Source organism: Solitalea koreensis (assembly GCF_900182575.1).
Lineage (GTDB): Bacteria > Bacteroidota > Bacteroidia > Sphingobacteriales > Sphingobacteriaceae > Solitalea > Solitalea koreensis.
Genome location: NZ_FXSZ01000015.1, coordinates 26,049 through 41,320 on the forward strand (window position 1 = coordinate 26,049; position 15,272 = coordinate 41,320).

The 15,272-nt window shown below is 36.9% G+C and carries 13 protein-coding genes; 2 read left to right on the forward strand and 11 right to left on the reverse strand.

Annotated elements, in window-relative coordinates; translation table 11 throughout:
* Nucleotides 1-16 precede the first annotated feature (16 nt).
* From FN756_RS14010 to ettA, 4 genes are all read right to left on the reverse strand, one after another.
* Nucleotides 17-490, reverse strand: a complete 474-nt coding sequence (locus tag FN756_RS14010; protein WP_142604744.1) for a ribonuclease H-like YkuK family protein — start codon at nt 488-490, stop codon at nt 17-19.
* Nucleotides 491-839: 349 nt separating this feature from the next.
* A complete protein-coding gene (gene aqpZ, locus FN756_RS14015) occupies nt 840-1,535 on the reverse strand; it encodes an aquaporin Z (RefSeq protein WP_142604745.1) in 696 nt (231 codons plus the stop codon).
* A 119-nt stretch (nt 1,536-1,654) separates the two neighbouring features.
* Nucleotides 1,655-2,527 (reverse strand): pirin family protein, encoded by an 873-nt coding sequence (locus FN756_RS14020; RefSeq protein ID WP_142604746.1) that lies wholly within the window; start codon nt 2,525-2,527, stop codon nt 1,655-1,657.
* Nucleotides 2,528-2,720: 193 nt separating this feature from the next.
* Complete coding sequence (gene ettA / locus FN756_RS14025; RefSeq protein WP_142604747.1) at nt 2,721-4,406, reverse strand: energy-dependent translational throttle protein EttA; 1,686 nt, start codon at nt 4,404-4,406, stop codon at nt 2,721-2,723.
* A 229-nt stretch (nt 4,407-4,635) separates the two neighbouring features.
* On the opposite strand from ettA, the gene FN756_RS14030 reads away from it, so the two are divergent.
* The gene (locus tag FN756_RS14030) at nt 4,636-7,173 is read left to right on the forward strand and encodes an ATP-dependent Clp protease ATP-binding subunit (RefSeq protein WP_142604748.1); all 2,538 of its coding nucleotides are present in this window, start codon (nt 4,636-4,638) and stop codon (nt 7,171-7,173) included.
* A 91-nt stretch (nt 7,174-7,264) separates the two neighbouring features.
* On the opposite strand, the gene FN756_RS14035 is transcribed toward FN756_RS14030, so the two are convergent.
* A complete protein-coding gene (locus FN756_RS14035; RefSeq protein WP_142604749.1) occupies nt 7,265-7,819 on the reverse strand; it encodes a TlpA family protein disulfide reductase in 555 nt (184 codons plus the stop codon).
* A gap of 227 nt (nt 7,820-8,046) precedes the next feature.
* Here FN756_RS14035 and FN756_RS14040 point away from each other — a divergent pair, with 227 nt between their 5' ends.
* Nucleotides 8,047-8,652: a DUF922 domain-containing protein gene (locus tag FN756_RS14040; RefSeq protein ID WP_142604750.1), complete on the forward strand. Its 606-nt coding sequence runs from the start codon at nt 8,047-8,049 to the stop codon at nt 8,650-8,652.
* A 67-nt stretch (nt 8,653-8,719) separates the two neighbouring features.
* Here the strand turns inward: FN756_RS14040 and FN756_RS14045 are convergent, their stop codons facing one another.
* The 6 genes from FN756_RS14045 to FN756_RS14070 all read right to left on the reverse strand — a co-directional run bounded on the left by FN756_RS14045 (nt 8,720) and on the right by FN756_RS14070 (nt 14,919).
* Nucleotides 8,720-9,535: an enoyl-ACP reductase FabI gene (locus FN756_RS14045; protein WP_142604751.1), complete on the reverse strand. Its 816-nt coding sequence runs from the start codon at nt 9,533-9,535 to the stop codon at nt 8,720-8,722.
* Nucleotides 9,536-9,750: 215 nt separating this feature from the next.
* Complete coding sequence (gene recN, locus FN756_RS14050; RefSeq protein WP_142604752.1) at nt 9,751-11,415, reverse strand: DNA repair protein RecN; 1,665 nt, start codon at nt 11,413-11,415, stop codon at nt 9,751-9,753.
* A 43-nt stretch (nt 11,416-11,458) separates the two neighbouring features.
* Nucleotides 11,459-12,367 carry a type IX secretion system protein PorD gene (gene porD, locus FN756_RS14055; protein WP_142604753.1) on the reverse strand — a complete coding sequence of 303 codons (909 nt, stop codon included), beginning with the start codon at nt 12,365-12,367 and terminating at the stop codon, nt 11,459-11,461.
* Nucleotides 12,360-13,562, reverse strand: a complete 1,203-nt coding sequence (coaBC, locus tag FN756_RS14060) for a bifunctional phosphopantothenoylcysteine decarboxylase/phosphopantothenate--cysteine ligase CoaBC (protein ID WP_142604754.1) — start codon at nt 13,560-13,562, stop codon at nt 12,360-12,362. Before coaBC ends, porD begins: the two co-directional genes overlap by 8 nt.
* Before the next feature lie 102 nt (nt 13,563-13,664).
* The gene (locus FN756_RS14065; protein WP_142604755.1) at nt 13,665-13,988 is read right to left on the reverse strand and encodes a DNA-directed RNA polymerase subunit omega; all 324 of its coding nucleotides are present in this window, start codon (nt 13,986-13,988) and stop codon (nt 13,665-13,667) included.
* Nucleotides 13,989-14,013: 25 nt separating this feature from the next.
* Nucleotides 14,014-14,919, reverse strand: coding sequence for an outer membrane protein assembly factor BamD (locus tag FN756_RS14070; RefSeq protein WP_185955301.1), 906 nt, complete (start codon nt 14,917-14,919; stop codon nt 14,014-14,016).
* Between the last annotated feature and the right edge of the window lie 353 nt (nt 14,920-15,272).

Here is a 15,272-nt window from a genome sequence, read left to right on the forward strand (position 1 = left end):
TTGATCAACCTCGAACCTAATGAACCATTTTATTAGCACAATAAGTACTTGCGAACGCTTCAGGTTTGGCTTTAAAAACAAAGCCCATACTTAAAATATAGCCCATTGCTTCGTGAAGAGCTATATTGGATTTAAAATGAGGATTGGTATTAATGTCAGCATGGACTTCCATATCGACTTCATAAAGATCTAGTAAAGGACAAAGTGCATAGGCAATATCAATTGATTTTTGAACTTCACTAAGCATTCGTTCGCGAATACTCATTTTTTTGTGGGCTTTTTCTTGATGGATATACATAAATCCACCTTTGTGTTCGCGCAAAAACACGATCACAGTAGCATAATCAGTATGATCTGCTTTAACTTGTGAATCAGTTCCAATGCAAACCTTGAGTTTGTTACCCAGTGAGTTTTCTTTCTCGATGGTCTGTTCCACTTCATCGAGGATGGAGAGCTTAAGTATATCCCCATTAAATTTTTTCCAGGCCATAAAATTGAGTTTTTAAAATTGAGCCTAAATATTCACGAAACATGAATTTTGCGTGGTTTCATGAAGATACGTCTTTTTAATCATTAAAAACCAATTAGTTATGGTAAAGTTTTGTTAACAAATAGTTATTTTTTTGTTTTTGGAAAAATCACGGGAAATGAAGTCTTAATAAAAAGAAAACAGCTGTCCCCCAAAAGGCACTTTCCCATGTCGCCCTGAGCAGAGACGAAGGTCTGTAATGTCATGAAACAGATGTTTTCCTGATAGTTGTCGAGACTCAACGTGACCCAAATTGATTAATTCGGCTTTTTGGACAGCCGTTAATGGTTTAAATACCCGTTTTGTTGAGTCATGCTTTTTCAAATACACCTTTCCAAAATAGTGCAGCAATTAAACCGCCTAAAACCGGAGCAATCATGAATAACCATAATTGGCTTAATGCTTTGCCTCCGGCTAAAACTGCAGGGCCAAAACTCCGGGCTGGATTTACTGAAGTGCCCGTTATAGGAATTGCTACTAAATGAATTAAAACTAAAGTAATGCCTATTGCCAAGCCTGCCATAGCAGGTGATGCGTTTTTAGCCGTACTTCCGAAAATAACCATGAGAAATAGAAAGGTTAAAACTGTTTCTGTAATAAATGCTGAGGTCATTGAATAAGCTCCGCCATAGCCATCACCCCAACCATTTGATCCAAGAGCCCATTCTTGCATAGTAAAATCAGGTTTGCCATTAGCAATTATCTTTAATGCCAAAGCTCCTAGTAAAGCACCAATGAACTGGGAGATAATGTAACCAATACCATCTTTCGTTGTGGTTTTACCAGCAACCATCATTGCAATTGTAATTGCTGGATTGATGTGACAACCTGAAATAGGTCCAATTGCATAGGCCATAGCAACAACCGCTAATCCGAATGCAAATGCAATTCCTAACAAGCCTATTCCAGAAGGTCCTGAAGGTGATACACCGCTAATTACGGCTGCGCCACAACCGAAAAGGACAAGCGCGAAAGTGCCGATTAATTCGGCCATGTTTTTTTTCATAATAGATTGATTTAATGTATGATGATTAAAATACAAATAATTATTTAATTCAGATAAGCAAAAAAATAAAGACGAACTTTTAGGTTCGCCTTTAAAAACAAATAATCAATGTTTATAAATTAATCTTCGATAAGAATTCCCATTTTCCCCATCTGATAATCACGCATGGCTTCCATAATTTCTGATTCGCTGTTCATTACAAAAGGGCCATGTGAAACAACCTTTTCATTCAGTGGTTCGCCAGTCATTAAGAGAGCACGGGTGTCTTTTGTCGCGATGAAGGTAATTGCATTGCCATCATTATTAAATTGCACAGCATTATGACCGTCTACTAATCCAAAGCCTTCGACTTTTAACTGTCCATCAAGTAGGTAGATAAATGCATTGTGATTTTCAGGAATTGGAATCGAGATTTCGCCACCTTCTTTTGCTGTTACAACAAATGCATTAACCGGGCTAAAAGTCGGAATTGGTCCTGCGATATCCCCAATTTTACCGGCAACAATTTTAAGCCTTACTTCCCCATCTTCACTTATGAATTGTGGAGTATCTTCCTCACTTAATGGAAAATACTGAGGTTGATCCATTTTATGTACGGCTGGAGTATTCACCCATAATTGAATTAATTCCTGAACTCCTCCAAGCTCATGAATGTCCTTAGGAGGACGTTCGCTGTGCATAATGCCCATTCCTGCATTCATCCATTGCGTTCCGCCGGCATAAATGACGCTGTTATTCCCTCTGCTGTCACGGTGATGTACTCCCCCTTTAAAAATGAAAGAAACCGGAGAAAAGCCACGATGTGGATGAGGTGCAACTCCTGCCTTTTCGGGCGGTAGGTGAGTAGGGGCTTTTACTTCAGCATGATGAAGTAAAATAAACGGATCAATTTGATCTAGTTTTTGAGTAGGGAAGAGCTGGCGAATTGGCATTCCTCCCATATCATATTCATGGCCATATAAGACTGCTGCCACTGTTCTGTTCTTTTTCATTTTAATTCCCTTTTTTGATTGTGTGTTTAAACACATATTTTGTGCCAGATGCTTTATTCTGTTAATTTGTCGTATAAACAAAATGCCCCAAACTCATCATTCGGGGCATTTGTGAATCATCGAACAGTTCAGATCTCAGACCTAATCTGTTTTTCTGTCTCAATACACTATAGGCATATCTCAAATCAAAACCTTAATTCTTTACCAAACTCTTATACCTGATACGGTGAGGAGTAATATCTCCAGTACGTTTCTTACGGTTCTCTTCGTATTCAGTGTAACCACCTTCGAAGAAGTAAACTTGTGAATCACCTTCAAATGCAAGAATGTGGGTACAAACGCGGTCTAAGAACCAACGGTCGTGGGAAATAATTACCGCGCAACCTCCAAAGTTTTCAATTGCCTCTTCGAGGGCGCGTAAGGTATTTACGTCGATATCATTGGTTGGCTCATCGAGTAGAAGTACATTTGCTCCATCTTTTAGAGTCATCGCCAAGTGCACACGGTTACGTTCTCCCCCAGAAAGTACACCTACTTTCTTCTGCTGATCAGCACCGTTAAAATTAAATTTCGATACATAAGCTCTTGAGTTAACTGATTTGTTACCCAACATCATTGATTCGGTACCGCCTGTAACGTTTTCAAATACTGATTTCTCAGCATCCAGTTTATCGTGACTTTGATCAACGTAGCCTAATTTTACGGTTTCACCAACCCTAAATGAACCTGAATCAGCATGTTCTTGACCGGTGATCAATCGGAATAAGGTAGTTTTACCGGCACCGTTTGGTCCAATAATTCCAACTACACCGGCAGGAGGTAATGAGAAGTTAAGGTTTTCAAACAAGATACGATCGCCATAAGCCTTCGTAACATTCTGAACTTCGATAACTACATTTCCTAAACGTGGACCCGGAGGTATAAATAATTCCAAGCGTTCTTCGCGATCTTTAGTCTCCTCACTAACCAATTTATCATAAGCAGATAAACGCGCTTTTGATTTTGCATGACGAGCTTTTGGAGCCATACGCACCCATTCCAACTCGCGTTCAAGGGTTTTTTGTCGTTTGCTTTCTGTTTTCTCTTCTTGTGCCAAACGTTTTGATTTTTGGTCCAGCCATGATGAGTAGTTCCCTTTCCAAGGAATGCCTTCTCCACGGTCAAGTTCCAAAATCCAACCGGCAACATTATCAAGGAAATAACGGTCGTGTGTTACAGCGATTACCGTTCCTTGATAATTTTGTAAATGTTGTTCTAGCCAATCAATGGATTCAGCATCCAAGTGGTTGGTTGGTTCATCCAGCAATAATACATCCGGTTGCTGAAGTAACAAGCGACATAATGCCACACGACGGCGCTCTCCACCTGACAAAATGGCAATTTTGGTATCCGGGTCAGGGCAACGTAATGCATCCATTGCTCGCTCCAGTTTACTGTCGATTTCCCAGGCACCTAATGCATCAATCTTATCCTGAAGTTCACCCTGGCGAGCCATAAGTTTATCCATCGCATCCGGATTTTCATAAACCTCTGGTAAACCAAATTTTTCATTTATTTCTTCGTATTCTTTAAGAATATCCGTAATTTCCTGTACGCCTTCTTGAACTACTTCATATACTGTTTTAGTTGGATCCAAAGTGGGCTCTTGTTCAAGATATCCAACCGTATAGCCCGGCGAAAAAACGACTTCACCTTGATACGATTTATCCAAACCGGCAATAATCTTCAATAAAGATGACTTTCCGGAACCATTTAAACCGATAACACCGATTTTTGCTCCGTAAAAAAAGGAGAGGTAAATGTTTTTTAATACCTGTTTTTGAGGGGGGTAGATTTTGTTTACTCCCGCCATTGAGAAAATTATTTTTTCGTCTGACATTTTTTACTGAAACTTAATGGCGACAAATATCGGTAAATAAGAAAGATGGTTCAAAAAATAAATTTTCTGTAACTTTCTGACATAATTTAACGTAATTGTCCCATTGGCTTGATTGTTGAACTTGTTTGTGTAATATAAAAATAAAACGCTATTGACATGTATAAACATTTTAATACATTTAGGCGTTTTAAAGATTAAATAACTTATTATTTCATATATATCATAAGATATGGAAGCGAAATTTTCACCGAGAGTTAAAGACGTCATATCGTACAGCCGAGAGGAGGCTTTACGATTAGGGCACGACTATATAGGTACCGAACATTTGCTTCTGGGACTAATCCGTGAGGGTGATGGTATCGCTATCAAGTTGTTGAAAGGAATGGCTGTTGATACCTATAAGTTGCGCAAAACGATTGAAGATGCTGTGAAGGGAACTTCGGGTACTACCGTTAATTTAGGTAATATTCCATTGACTAAGCAGGCAGAAAAAGTATTGAAGATCACCTATTTGGAAGCTAAGATTTTCAAAAGCGAAGTTATTGGTACAGAGCATTTATTGCTTTCAATATTACGCGATGAAGATAACATTGCTTCACAAGTGTTGAATCAGTTCAATATTAATTATGAAATCTTCAAAACTGAATTAGAAGTTAATATTAACGGCATTCGTAGCGAAGCTCCTCAGAGTTCTTCTGATGAGGAAAACTATCGCGAAGAGGAAAATTATGGTTCAGGTAAAAAGACAGGGGATTCAAAATCAAAAACTCCGGTACTTGACAATTTTGGTCGTGATTTAACAAGAGCTGCTGAAGACGGTAAATTAGATCCTATTGTTGGTCGTGAAAAAGAAATTGAGCGTGTTTCTCAAATCCTTTCGCGCCGTAAGAAAAACAATCCAATTTTAATTGGAGAGCCAGGCGTAGGTAAATCGGCTATTGCCGAAGGATTAGCCTTGCGTATTGTTCAACGTAAAGTTTCACGGGTATTGTTTAATAAACGTGTTGTAACCTTGGATCTGGCTTCATTGGTTGCCGGTACAAAATACCGAGGACAATTTGAAGAGCGTATGAAAGCCGTAATGAATGAGCTGGAGAAATCTCCTGATGTTATCCTTTTCATCGATGAGATTCATACGATTGTTGGCGCGGGTGGAGCCTCCGGTTCACTCGATGCTTCAAACATGTTCAAGCCTGCTTTGGCACGTGGAGAAATCCAATGCATTGGAGCTACTACCTTAGACGAGTACCGTCAATACATTGAAAAAGATGGAGCACTTGATCGTCGCTTCCAAAAAGTTATGGTTGAACCAGCTACGATCGATGAAACTAAGGAAATTTTAAATCGCATTAAAGAGAAATATGAAGATCATCATGGTGTTACGTATACTCCTGAAGCAATTAATGCTTGTGTAAACCTTACTGCTCGTTATATTACTGATCGGTTCTTGCCAGACAAAGCAATTGATGCTTTAGACGAAGCTGGTTCACGTGTTCACCTGACTAATATTCATGTTCCTGAAAATATCATTGATATTGAACAGAAAATAGAAGATATCAAAGTTGAAAAAAATCGGGTTGTACGCAGTCAGAAATATGAAGAAGCGGCAAAACTTCGTGATACAGAGAAACAACTGTTAGAACAACTTGAAATTGCAAAAGCGGAGTGGGAAGCTGAAACTAAAACTAAACGTTATATTGTTTCAGAAGATAATGTTGCTGAAGTGGTTGCCATGATGACAGGAATTCCTGTTCAACGTGTTGGGCAAGCAGATAGTACTAAACTGCTTAACATGAGCGATGAATTGAGAACCAAAATCATTGGTCAAGACGAAGCCATTAAGAAACTTACCAGAGCAATTCAACGTACACGTGCCGGTTTGAAAGATCCTAAAAAACCAATTGGATCATTCATTTTCCTAGGCCCAACAGGGGTAGGTAAAACAGAGTTAGCCAAAGCACTTTCTCGTTTCATGTTTGATACAGATGATTCATTGATTCAAATTGACATGAGTGAGTACATGGAGAAATTTGCTGTGTCACGTTTAGTTGGTGCGCCTCCAGGTTATGTTGGTTATGAAGAAGGTGGGCAATTAACCGAGAAAGTTCGTCGTAAACCATATTCAGTTATTCTTCTTGATGAGATTGAAAAAGCTCATCCTGATGTATATAACATTCTGTTGCAAGTGCTGGATGAAGGTGTTCTTACTGATAGTTTAGGTCGCAAAGTGGATTTCCGGAATACGGTAATTATTATGACCTCAAACATTGGTGCTCGCCAATTAAAAGACTTTGGACAAGGAGTTGGGTTTACAACGAATACAAAAGCAATGAATGCTGATAGTCATGCTCGCGGTGTAATTGAAACGGCATTGAAACGTGCATTTGCTCCTGAGTTCTTAAATCGCATTGATGATGTAATAGTGTTCAATTCACTCTCAAAAGAAGATATCTTTAAGATTATCGATATTGAATTGGGTCAATTATTTGGCAGGATTCACGCTTTGGGTTATAGCGTTCAGCTTACCGATAATGCTAAAGAATTCATTGCTGATAAAGGATATGATCCGAGTTTCGGTGCGCGCCCATTGAATCGTGCTATCCAAAAATACCTTGAAGATCCAATTGCTGAAGAAATCCTTAAAGGAGAAATTCAAGAAGGAGATATAATGGAAGTCGATTACGATAAGGAAAAGGATTTAATAACTGTTAATCTTATCAAAGAATCAAAAAAGCGTAAGAAAAAAGAAGAAGATAATTTAAGCTAATAAAAAAGCTCCCGAAACCCGGGAGCTTTTTTATTAAATTATGTTTCCGATTGTAAAATAGGGTCAATAATTAATAACCGTTCTCCAATAACTACTGTAATGCTTTCTGTATTTGCTCATAAACTATTGCTTCTGATTCTGGATTAGCTGCATTTTTATTTACTATTTTACCATCCTTTCCAACAATTAAATACCGAGGAATTGTTATTTTCTCAGTAGTACTTGTTTTTATTCTGCTCCATAAATCTTCATAGAAATCTTTATTTACTTCGAGATGATATCCTTCTAAATTATTTTTCTTGATTAATGCTTTCCATTTTGTCTGATGGTCAATTCTAAATTTATTGTTATACGAAATATAGAGATACGCAATTGGTTCAGCCCTGAAGTGTGTTTTTAGAGACTTTGCATAAGGAAACTGTTTGATGCATTCTCCACACCAACTTGCCCAAATATCTACATAGACCACCTTGCCTTTGAATTCAGGACTTTTTAAAACCTCCTCAATGTTTTTCGAAGCTAAGGAATGATCAAGAAAATGAATTTTTTTATTGCCTGAGTAATTGAATATGCGATAAGTAGAATAGCCCACCGAGCAGACTATTACTAGAATTAATAAACTTAATATCAGTTTCTTTTTTCTCATCGGGTGCAACCTAAACAATTTCAGCTTCTATACCCGCAAGCATTATTCCATTAAAATTGTTAATAGGAGAGTATAGTTTCATATCGCTACAAGAAAATTAATCTGTTTATATGGATAAATGAAAGGATTTTAGTCAACAGGGAAGATAATTATCTACCAATAAAGGGCATCTCAATAGATGGCCTTTATTGGTTTGTACTTTTATTTTGGATAAATTAATTCATTGAATGAAAATACTCTTAATAGGTTTGTTAATATCTATTGGCCTTCCTATATATGGGCAGAATACAAAGAGTGAGTTAAAAGCAAAGACTATTAAGCTTGAAGTTTTTGTGAATAATTCTAAAAAAGAGGTAGGTGATACTGTTTTTTATTCATTTGACAGACCGCTGAGTTGGAACGATTTTTCAGGGAAATCCAGATCTCAAAATAATAACGCTGCAATGTCCTTTACAGGGTTTGGTTACCAAGCGCGGATTTCTTCAAGGGAAGACACACTACGGATAAGAATTGAAATTATGGTTTATTTTCAGAAATCAGCCTCATGGGTGCTTTCTGGTTATCATACTGATTATGTTTTGGCCCATGAACAATTGCATTTTGACATTGCCAGAATTGCAGCTGAAAACTTTAAAAATAAATTGAAAGTCAGGGAAGATTTTAACTATCAAGATGCGGATAGTATAATGCAATATGAATATTTGGAAGCCTATAGAGAAATGAATAAGCTTCAGGATGCATACGATACAGAAACCCGGCATGGGCTTGATAAAGAAGCACAAGCTAAATGGCAGAAGAAGGTAAAAGCAGAAGTATTTGGTATTTTACAATAAATAAGGCTTCCAGATATCCTGAAAGCCTTATTTATTGTATTCGTGTCTTTACTCTTGGTCTTGAATCTTATTCAACGCCTAATTTAGCCATCACTTCATTACTTACTCCAGTTGAGGAGTATCCACCATCATGGAATAAGTTCTGCATCGTTACCATACGCGTTAAATCAGAGAATAAGGTAATACAGTAATCAGCACATGATTCAGCATCGGCATTACCCAAAGGAGCAATTGAATTTGCGAAATCATAAAAATCACCAAAACCTTTTATACCAGTTCCGGCAGTTGTTTTGGTTGGCGATTGTGATACAGTGTTAATACGTACTTTTTTCTCTAATCCGTAATGATATCCAAAGCTACGCGCAATTGATTCTAACATTGCTTTGATATCAGCCATATCTGTGTAAAACGGATAGGTACGCTGAGCTGCCATATAGGTAAGAGCAACAACGCTTCCCCATTCGTTAATCGCATCTAATTTCTTAGCTACGCTCAACATTTTGTGTAATGACATTGCTGATACGTCAATACCTTTCATGAAATAATCGTAGTTAGATTCTGTATATGGAACGTTTTTGCGAATGTTAACACTCATTCCGATTGAATGAAGTACAAAATCAATTTTGCCGCCCAATATTTCTTGAGCTTGAGTAAATAGATTAGTTAATTCATCAACATTGGTAGCATCAGCCGGTATAATCTGCGAATTTGTTTTTTCTGCCAATACTTTAATTTCGCCCATGCGCATCGCGATAGGTGCATTGGTTAAAACAAATGTAGCACCTTCTTCATGCGCTTTCTCAGCTACCTTCCAAGCAATTGAGTTTTCGTCTAATGCGCCTGTAATGATACCGCGTTTACCTTTTAATAAATTGTATCCCATGTGTATAAACTATTTATGGTTTTTTCGACTCAAATATATGCTTATTATTTGGTTTAAGTGAGGCTGAAATTTAAACTCAGTACTGGCTGGTTTTTAATTTTTTGGTTTTCAAATAATTGGACTTTTATTCGATATTACTTGCCAAAAAAGATTCGGTTTTTGACCCGAATCTTTTTTACACAGTTTTTATATACTCCGGTTAAACTCTATTAGATTTAATTAGTTAGCAACAATTCCTTAGCGTTGAGAATCGCATTCTCTCCAGGGTTTTCACCACTTAACATTGTAGCAATTTCCCGAACGCGTTCGTCTTCATTAAGCTTACGTACACCTGTTGATGTTTGACCATTTTTATTTTCCTTATAAACAAAGAAATGCGTCTGTCCTTTGCTTGCAATTTGGGGGAGGTGAGTAATGGTTATTACCTGCATGTTTTCAGCATATTTGTGCATTACGTTCCCTACTTTTCTAGCCACTTCTCCCGAAACACCAGTATCAATTTCGTCGAAAACGATTGTTGGCAAAGCACTATATTGAGCTGAAAGGCCTTTAATAGCCAGCATCAAACGGGATAGTTCACCTCCTGAAGCTGCCTTACTTAAATCGATCGGTTGATATCCTTGATTTGCAGAAAACAGGAAACGAATTTGATCGATGCCTGTTTGCGTGAATTGATCTTCGGGCAATAAAGTATTATCAATTTTGAATACAGCATTTGGCATTCCCACTTCTTTTAATAAAAAGGTGACTTCTTTTTCAACCTCGTCAATTGCTTTGTTTCTATTCTTAGAAATGTTTACAGCAACGACTGAAAGTTCTTTTGCGAGCTGACCTATTTGAATTTTTAATTGCTCAATTTCTTCATCCAGGTTATTGAATAAATTGAGTTTTGTGCCGAGTTCATTCATTAAGGCAATCAATTCCGGAATTGAACCTAAACGATGTTTTTGCTGAAGACGATAAATAAGATCCAGGCGCTCATTAACTTCAGTTAAGCGGGAAGGATTCACAATTGTGTTTTCTGCCAACTGTTCCACTTCACCTGAAAGATCTTTTAATTCAATTTGAGCACTTTTTAATCGTTCTCCAATAGCATTTAATTGATCATTTAATTTTTCAAGAGATGCAACTACACTGATGGCTTCTTTTAGCTGAACTATAATAGGCGCTTCGCCTTCGTTTAATAAATAATGGGCATGGTTTAAGTTGCGTTTTATTTCTTCAGCATGAGATAAAGTTTGTTGTTCTTGCTCCAAATCATGCTGTTCATCATCAATTAACTTGGCTGATTCGAGTTCATTATATTGAAATTGTATGTAGTCTGTTTCAGCTTTTCCGGAATTGCTTTGTTCAATAAACTCTTCAAGTTTTACCTTGAGTTTACGATACTGTTTAAATTTCTGTTTGTACTCCAGGAGCAGTTCCGCATGTTGAGCGAAACCATCAACTACAAATAATTGAAATGCGGCAGAGTTTATCTGAAGGGTCTGGTGCTGAGAGTGAATATCGATCAGCTTTTCACCTAATTCTCTTAATAACGTAAGATTTACTGGCGTATCGTTAACAAAAGCTCTCGAACGACCATCGGTTGTAATCTCCCTACGGATAATAGTATTTGGGTCGTAATCGATATCGTTTTCACGAAAGAATTCTTTAAGCTCGTATTTTCCTATTTTGAATGAGCCCTCAATAACGCATTTTTCTTCTTGTCGGAAGAGTGCTTTCGTATCAGCACGCTCTCCCAGAATTAAACCTAATGCGCCTAAAATAATAGATTTACCAGCTCCTGTTTCTCCTGTGATAATTGTTAAATTATCAGAAAATGAAATATCGAGCTGATCAATAATTGCGTAGTTTTTAATGGAAAGTCTATATATCACAATTATTCAGTATAAAGTTTGTTGTTATAATATAAAATGATGATTATTTAGCCGCTGCAACCTGTTCGTATTTATTAGAATTAGCCGGATCTATTGTTTTAAGAATTGGCAAAACTTTTAAACGTTGTGTAGGATCAGCTTTTTGAAGAATATTCGCTATTTCATCTGATTTTGCAGTGAAGAAAACAATGAAGAAATATCCTGTCGGCCGCTCATTGTAAGCCCTTTCTATGGTAGTTAAAGAAGTCAGAAGGTCTGTACGTCCTTTATCAATATTCGAATAAAACAAATCTAATCCACGACGATGATAGGTATAGCTCATGTCGCGGACAGGTTTAAAAGTATTATTTAGCAGATTTTCGGCTAGCCAGTAACGGTTTTTATTACTCTCAAAAGCCTTCCATCCGGCATAAATAGAGTTTTGAGCATTATTTACTACGTTTTGTGCTTTGTTGAAATAAGATGTGCCTCCCTCTAATGCAAACGTATCATAGTCAAGTCCAACGATTACATTCGCGTAGTAAGTAAGTAAAAGAGCCAGATTGCTATTATTGTTACCACTTTCATTGTACTCCAACGATTGCATTTCTTGGTAATTAAAATTCCAGTCTTTATCATTAATATTCAAAACAGGAGTATTGTAAGAAGCTCCAAAAACCGGACGAGATGATTGAATTTGAGCTGTAGCCTCGAACTTTGAGTTGCCATCCCAGTTGCTCACATTAAGGGTTATGCTGGCTTCAATTTTTTCTTGTGGTTGGATGTTATCAATAGCCCATTTTCTGTTATTTAGAAAATCCTGTATTTGTTTTTCCAATGCCTTGAAAATGCGTTCATCACTGGTTTGTATCTGCGGATGCACAACTGAAACTCTGCAATAAAGATCTTGAGCAATTGCACTCAAGGTAAAACCAAGAAGAGTAATTGCAACAAATAGTAGTCTTTTAGCCATGGATAATCGATATTACTTTATTTACAATGTCGTGTGCAACTTCGGCTTTTGATTTTAGATCATACTCTTCAATCTTCTCATCTTTATCAATGATCGTGATTTTATTAGTGTCAGTTTTAAAACCTGCTCCTTTGTCGTTCAGCGAATTTAGAATAATAAAGTCTAAATTCTTCTTCTTGAGTTTGATTTTTGCGTTTTCAATCTCATTATTGGTTTCTAATGCAAAACCGATCAACAATTGCCCATTTTCTTTCATTTTGCCTAAGTCCGCAAGAATGTCTCGGGTTTTGGTTAACTCAAGATTAAAGGAATCATCCGACTTTTTAATTTTTTGCTGGGCTGGTTGAGTTGGTTTATAATCGGCTACGGCTGCGCTTAATATCGCCGCATCGACTGTATTAAAAAATGAAACAGCTTGGGTATACATTTCTTCTGCTGAAGTAACCGCTATTGTTTTTATGTTTTTATGTTCAGCTTTAAGTGATGTCGGTCCAGTTACCAATATTACATCTGCACCTCGTTTGGCCACATCCTCAGCAATAGCAAATCCCATTTTGCCTGTTGAATGATTTCCAATGAAGCGTACTGGATCAATGGCTTCATAGGTTGGGCCCGCTGTTATTAAAATTTTTTTACCAGTTAATTGTTGTTGTACAGATATCGAATTAATAAGTAAGTTTAAAATATCTTCAGGCTCAGCCATTCGGCCTTCTCCAACCAAGCCACTTGCCAATTCGCCCGAGGTCGGTTTAATTAAATGGTTGCCGTAAGATTGTAAGTGATGAACATTGTTTTGGGTCGACTTATGTTTCCACATATCCAGATCCATTGCAGGGGCAAAATAAATTGGACACTTGGCTGAAAGATAAGTTGCCGTTAGGAGGTTATCACAAATGCCATTCGCAAATTTGGCAATGGTGTTTGCACTTGCCGGTGCAATCACAAACAAATCTGCCCAAAGGCCCAATTCAACATGATTGGTCCATTCTCCATTTTCATTTTTAACAAATGAAATATTTACAGGGTTCTTTGAAAGGGTGGATAGGGTTAGAGGAGTAATGAAGTCTGTGGCACTGTCCGACATGATCACCTTAACATTTGCTCCTGCTTTAATAAGAAGACGCGTAAGTTCAGCCGCTTTATAGGCTGCAATACTACCGCAAATTCCAAGTAGTATGTTTTTATTATTGAGCATTTGGTGCAGATTACTTTTAAAACAAAGGTATTACTTTTTGCTTTATGTGATCTACCTATAAAACAAAACGGTTGGACATATAGGCCAACCGTTTTGTTTAAGTTAATTTTCTTTGTTTGGATTTCTGAAATATACCTTGTCTTCCAGAAATTCCTGAGTTGCGATTAGCGTTGGCTTTGGCATACGCTCGTAATATTTTGAGATCTCGATCTGCTCTCTGTTTTCAAACACTTCTTCTAAATTGTCATTAGAAGTAGCAAACTCTGAAAGCTTATTACCTAGTTCTTCTTTTAAAGCAGCAGAGATCTGATTAGCTCTCTTAGCAATTACTACAACACTTTCATAGATGTTTTCAGTATGGGTATCCAACTGTCTAACGTCTCTGGTTACGGTTGTGCTAGCTACATTACTTTTAGTGTTAGGCATACTATATATTTATTTTTGTATTTAATTACTGATGATTTAATTGACTAACTGCTTGCGCAGATTGATTATGTTTTTGAATAATGGCCAATTCCTTATTTGAATTTTCTACAATTTCTTTGGCATCTTTTGCAAACTTGCTTTCAGGAAATGTTTCGGTAAAAGATGCATAAGCATCAACTGTATTATTATAGCGTTCTTCCTGTTTAATCTCTATCGAGTTTTTCGCATATAAATAATTGCTTTTTATAATTAGAAACTCGATTTCTTCTCTGTATTTAGTATCAGGATAATCACGCAATGAATTTTTAAATGCAATTATCGCTGATTTATAATCTCCAATAGTCAGATATAGTTTGGCGTTTTGAAATGATTTTGATTCAAGTTTACCCCTTAATCTATCAATCATCTTATTGCAATCTTCAATTCTAGATGAATTAGGGTAAAGCTCAACAAACAGCTGAATCGCTTCTAATGCCTTGTAAGTATTGGCTTGGTCAAGAGAATATGAAGAGGGGGACTCCTCGTATAAACATTTTGCAGCCATAAAACGAGCTTCTTCAGCATACTTACCAGTAGGGAACTCATCTGCCAAATTTTTAAACAAGAAACGAGCTTCCAGCAAGTCTGTACCTAAATAATAGGTACTGTAAGCAAGTCCATAAGAAACATCTTCAGCTTTAGATGTACCTTTATAAGGAGTCAATAATGATTCATATAAATCATGCGAGCGTTGGAAATAATTAAAGCTTCCGCCTTTTTTATTTTTCACCAACTCACGGCCTTTGTTAAAGTACTCAACAGCCTTTTCATACTTTATTAAGCTATCAGGACTTTCTTTTAACTTTTCATACGAACTCTTACAGCCTCCAGCAAGTACAATTGCCAAAGCACCAATTATGTATTTACGTTTAGTATCCACGTTTTTAAACATCATGCAAAGATATGGTTTAATTTGATTAAATCAATGTAATAATCTGCTAGTATAAGTTAAATGAATACATAAAACGAATACTTTATTCTGAAATTGCATGGTTGTAATTATTGTGATATTATATTGTGTACTAAATGTTATATATATGGTAAAATTCATCTCTTCACTATAGACTAATTAAGGTACATGTTTATTCGGAATGTAATGTCGTTAGTATAATATAACAAGGAGCAGTAAACGTTACTAATAGAGTTGTCAATCTAAGTATGCCCCGCTTTACATTTCAAGTTCTCACGCCGCGCTGAACCCCTGCCTTCGTAGCGGGCTTTCCATTGCAATCGGGTTTAGGCATC

Excerpts from the sequence above, each read along its gene's own strand:
- coaBC (WP_142604754.1), bottom strand. The coding sequence starts at position 13,562 with ATGCTCAATAATAAAAACATACTACTTGGAATTTGCGGTAGTATTGCA.
- FN756_RS14040 (WP_142604750.1), top strand. The coding sequence starts at position 8,047 with ATGAAAATACTCTTAATAGGTTTGTTAATATCTATTGGCCTTCCTATA.
- FN756_RS14030 (WP_142604748.1), top strand. The coding sequence starts at position 4,636 with ATGGAAGCGAAATTTTCACCGAGAGTTAAAGACGTCATATCGTACAGC.
- FN756_RS14065 (WP_142604755.1), bottom strand. The coding sequence starts at position 13,988 with ATGCCTAACACTAAAAGTAATGTAGCTAGCACAACCGTAACCAGAGAC.
- FN756_RS14020 (WP_142604746.1), bottom strand. The coding sequence starts at position 2,527 with ATGAAAAAGAACAGAACAGTGGCAGCAGTCTTATATGGCCATGAATAT.
- FN756_RS14045 (WP_142604751.1), bottom strand. The coding sequence starts at position 9,535 with ATGGGATACAATTTATTAAAAGGTAAACGCGGTATCATTACAGGCGCA.
- FN756_RS14035 (WP_142604749.1), bottom strand. The coding sequence starts at position 7,819 with ATGAGAAAAAAGAAACTGATATTAAGTTTATTAATTCTAGTAATAGTC.
- FN756_RS14010 (WP_142604744.1), bottom strand. The coding sequence starts at position 490 with ATGGCCTGGAAAAAATTTAATGGGGATATACTTAAGCTCTCCATCCTC.
- porD (WP_142604753.1), bottom strand. The coding sequence starts at position 12,367 with ATGGCTAAAAGACTACTATTTGTTGCAATTACTCTTCTTGGTTTTACC.
- FN756_RS14070 (WP_185955301.1), bottom strand. The coding sequence starts at position 14,919 with ATGTTTAAAAACGTGGATACTAAACGTAAATACATAATTGGTGCTTTG.
- aqpZ (WP_142604745.1), bottom strand. The coding sequence starts at position 1,535 with ATGAAAAAAAACATGGCCGAATTAATCGGCACTTTCGCGCTTGTCCTT.
- ettA (WP_142604747.1), bottom strand. The coding sequence starts at position 4,406 with ATGTCAGACGAAAAAATAATTTTCTCAATGGCGGGAGTAAACAAAATC.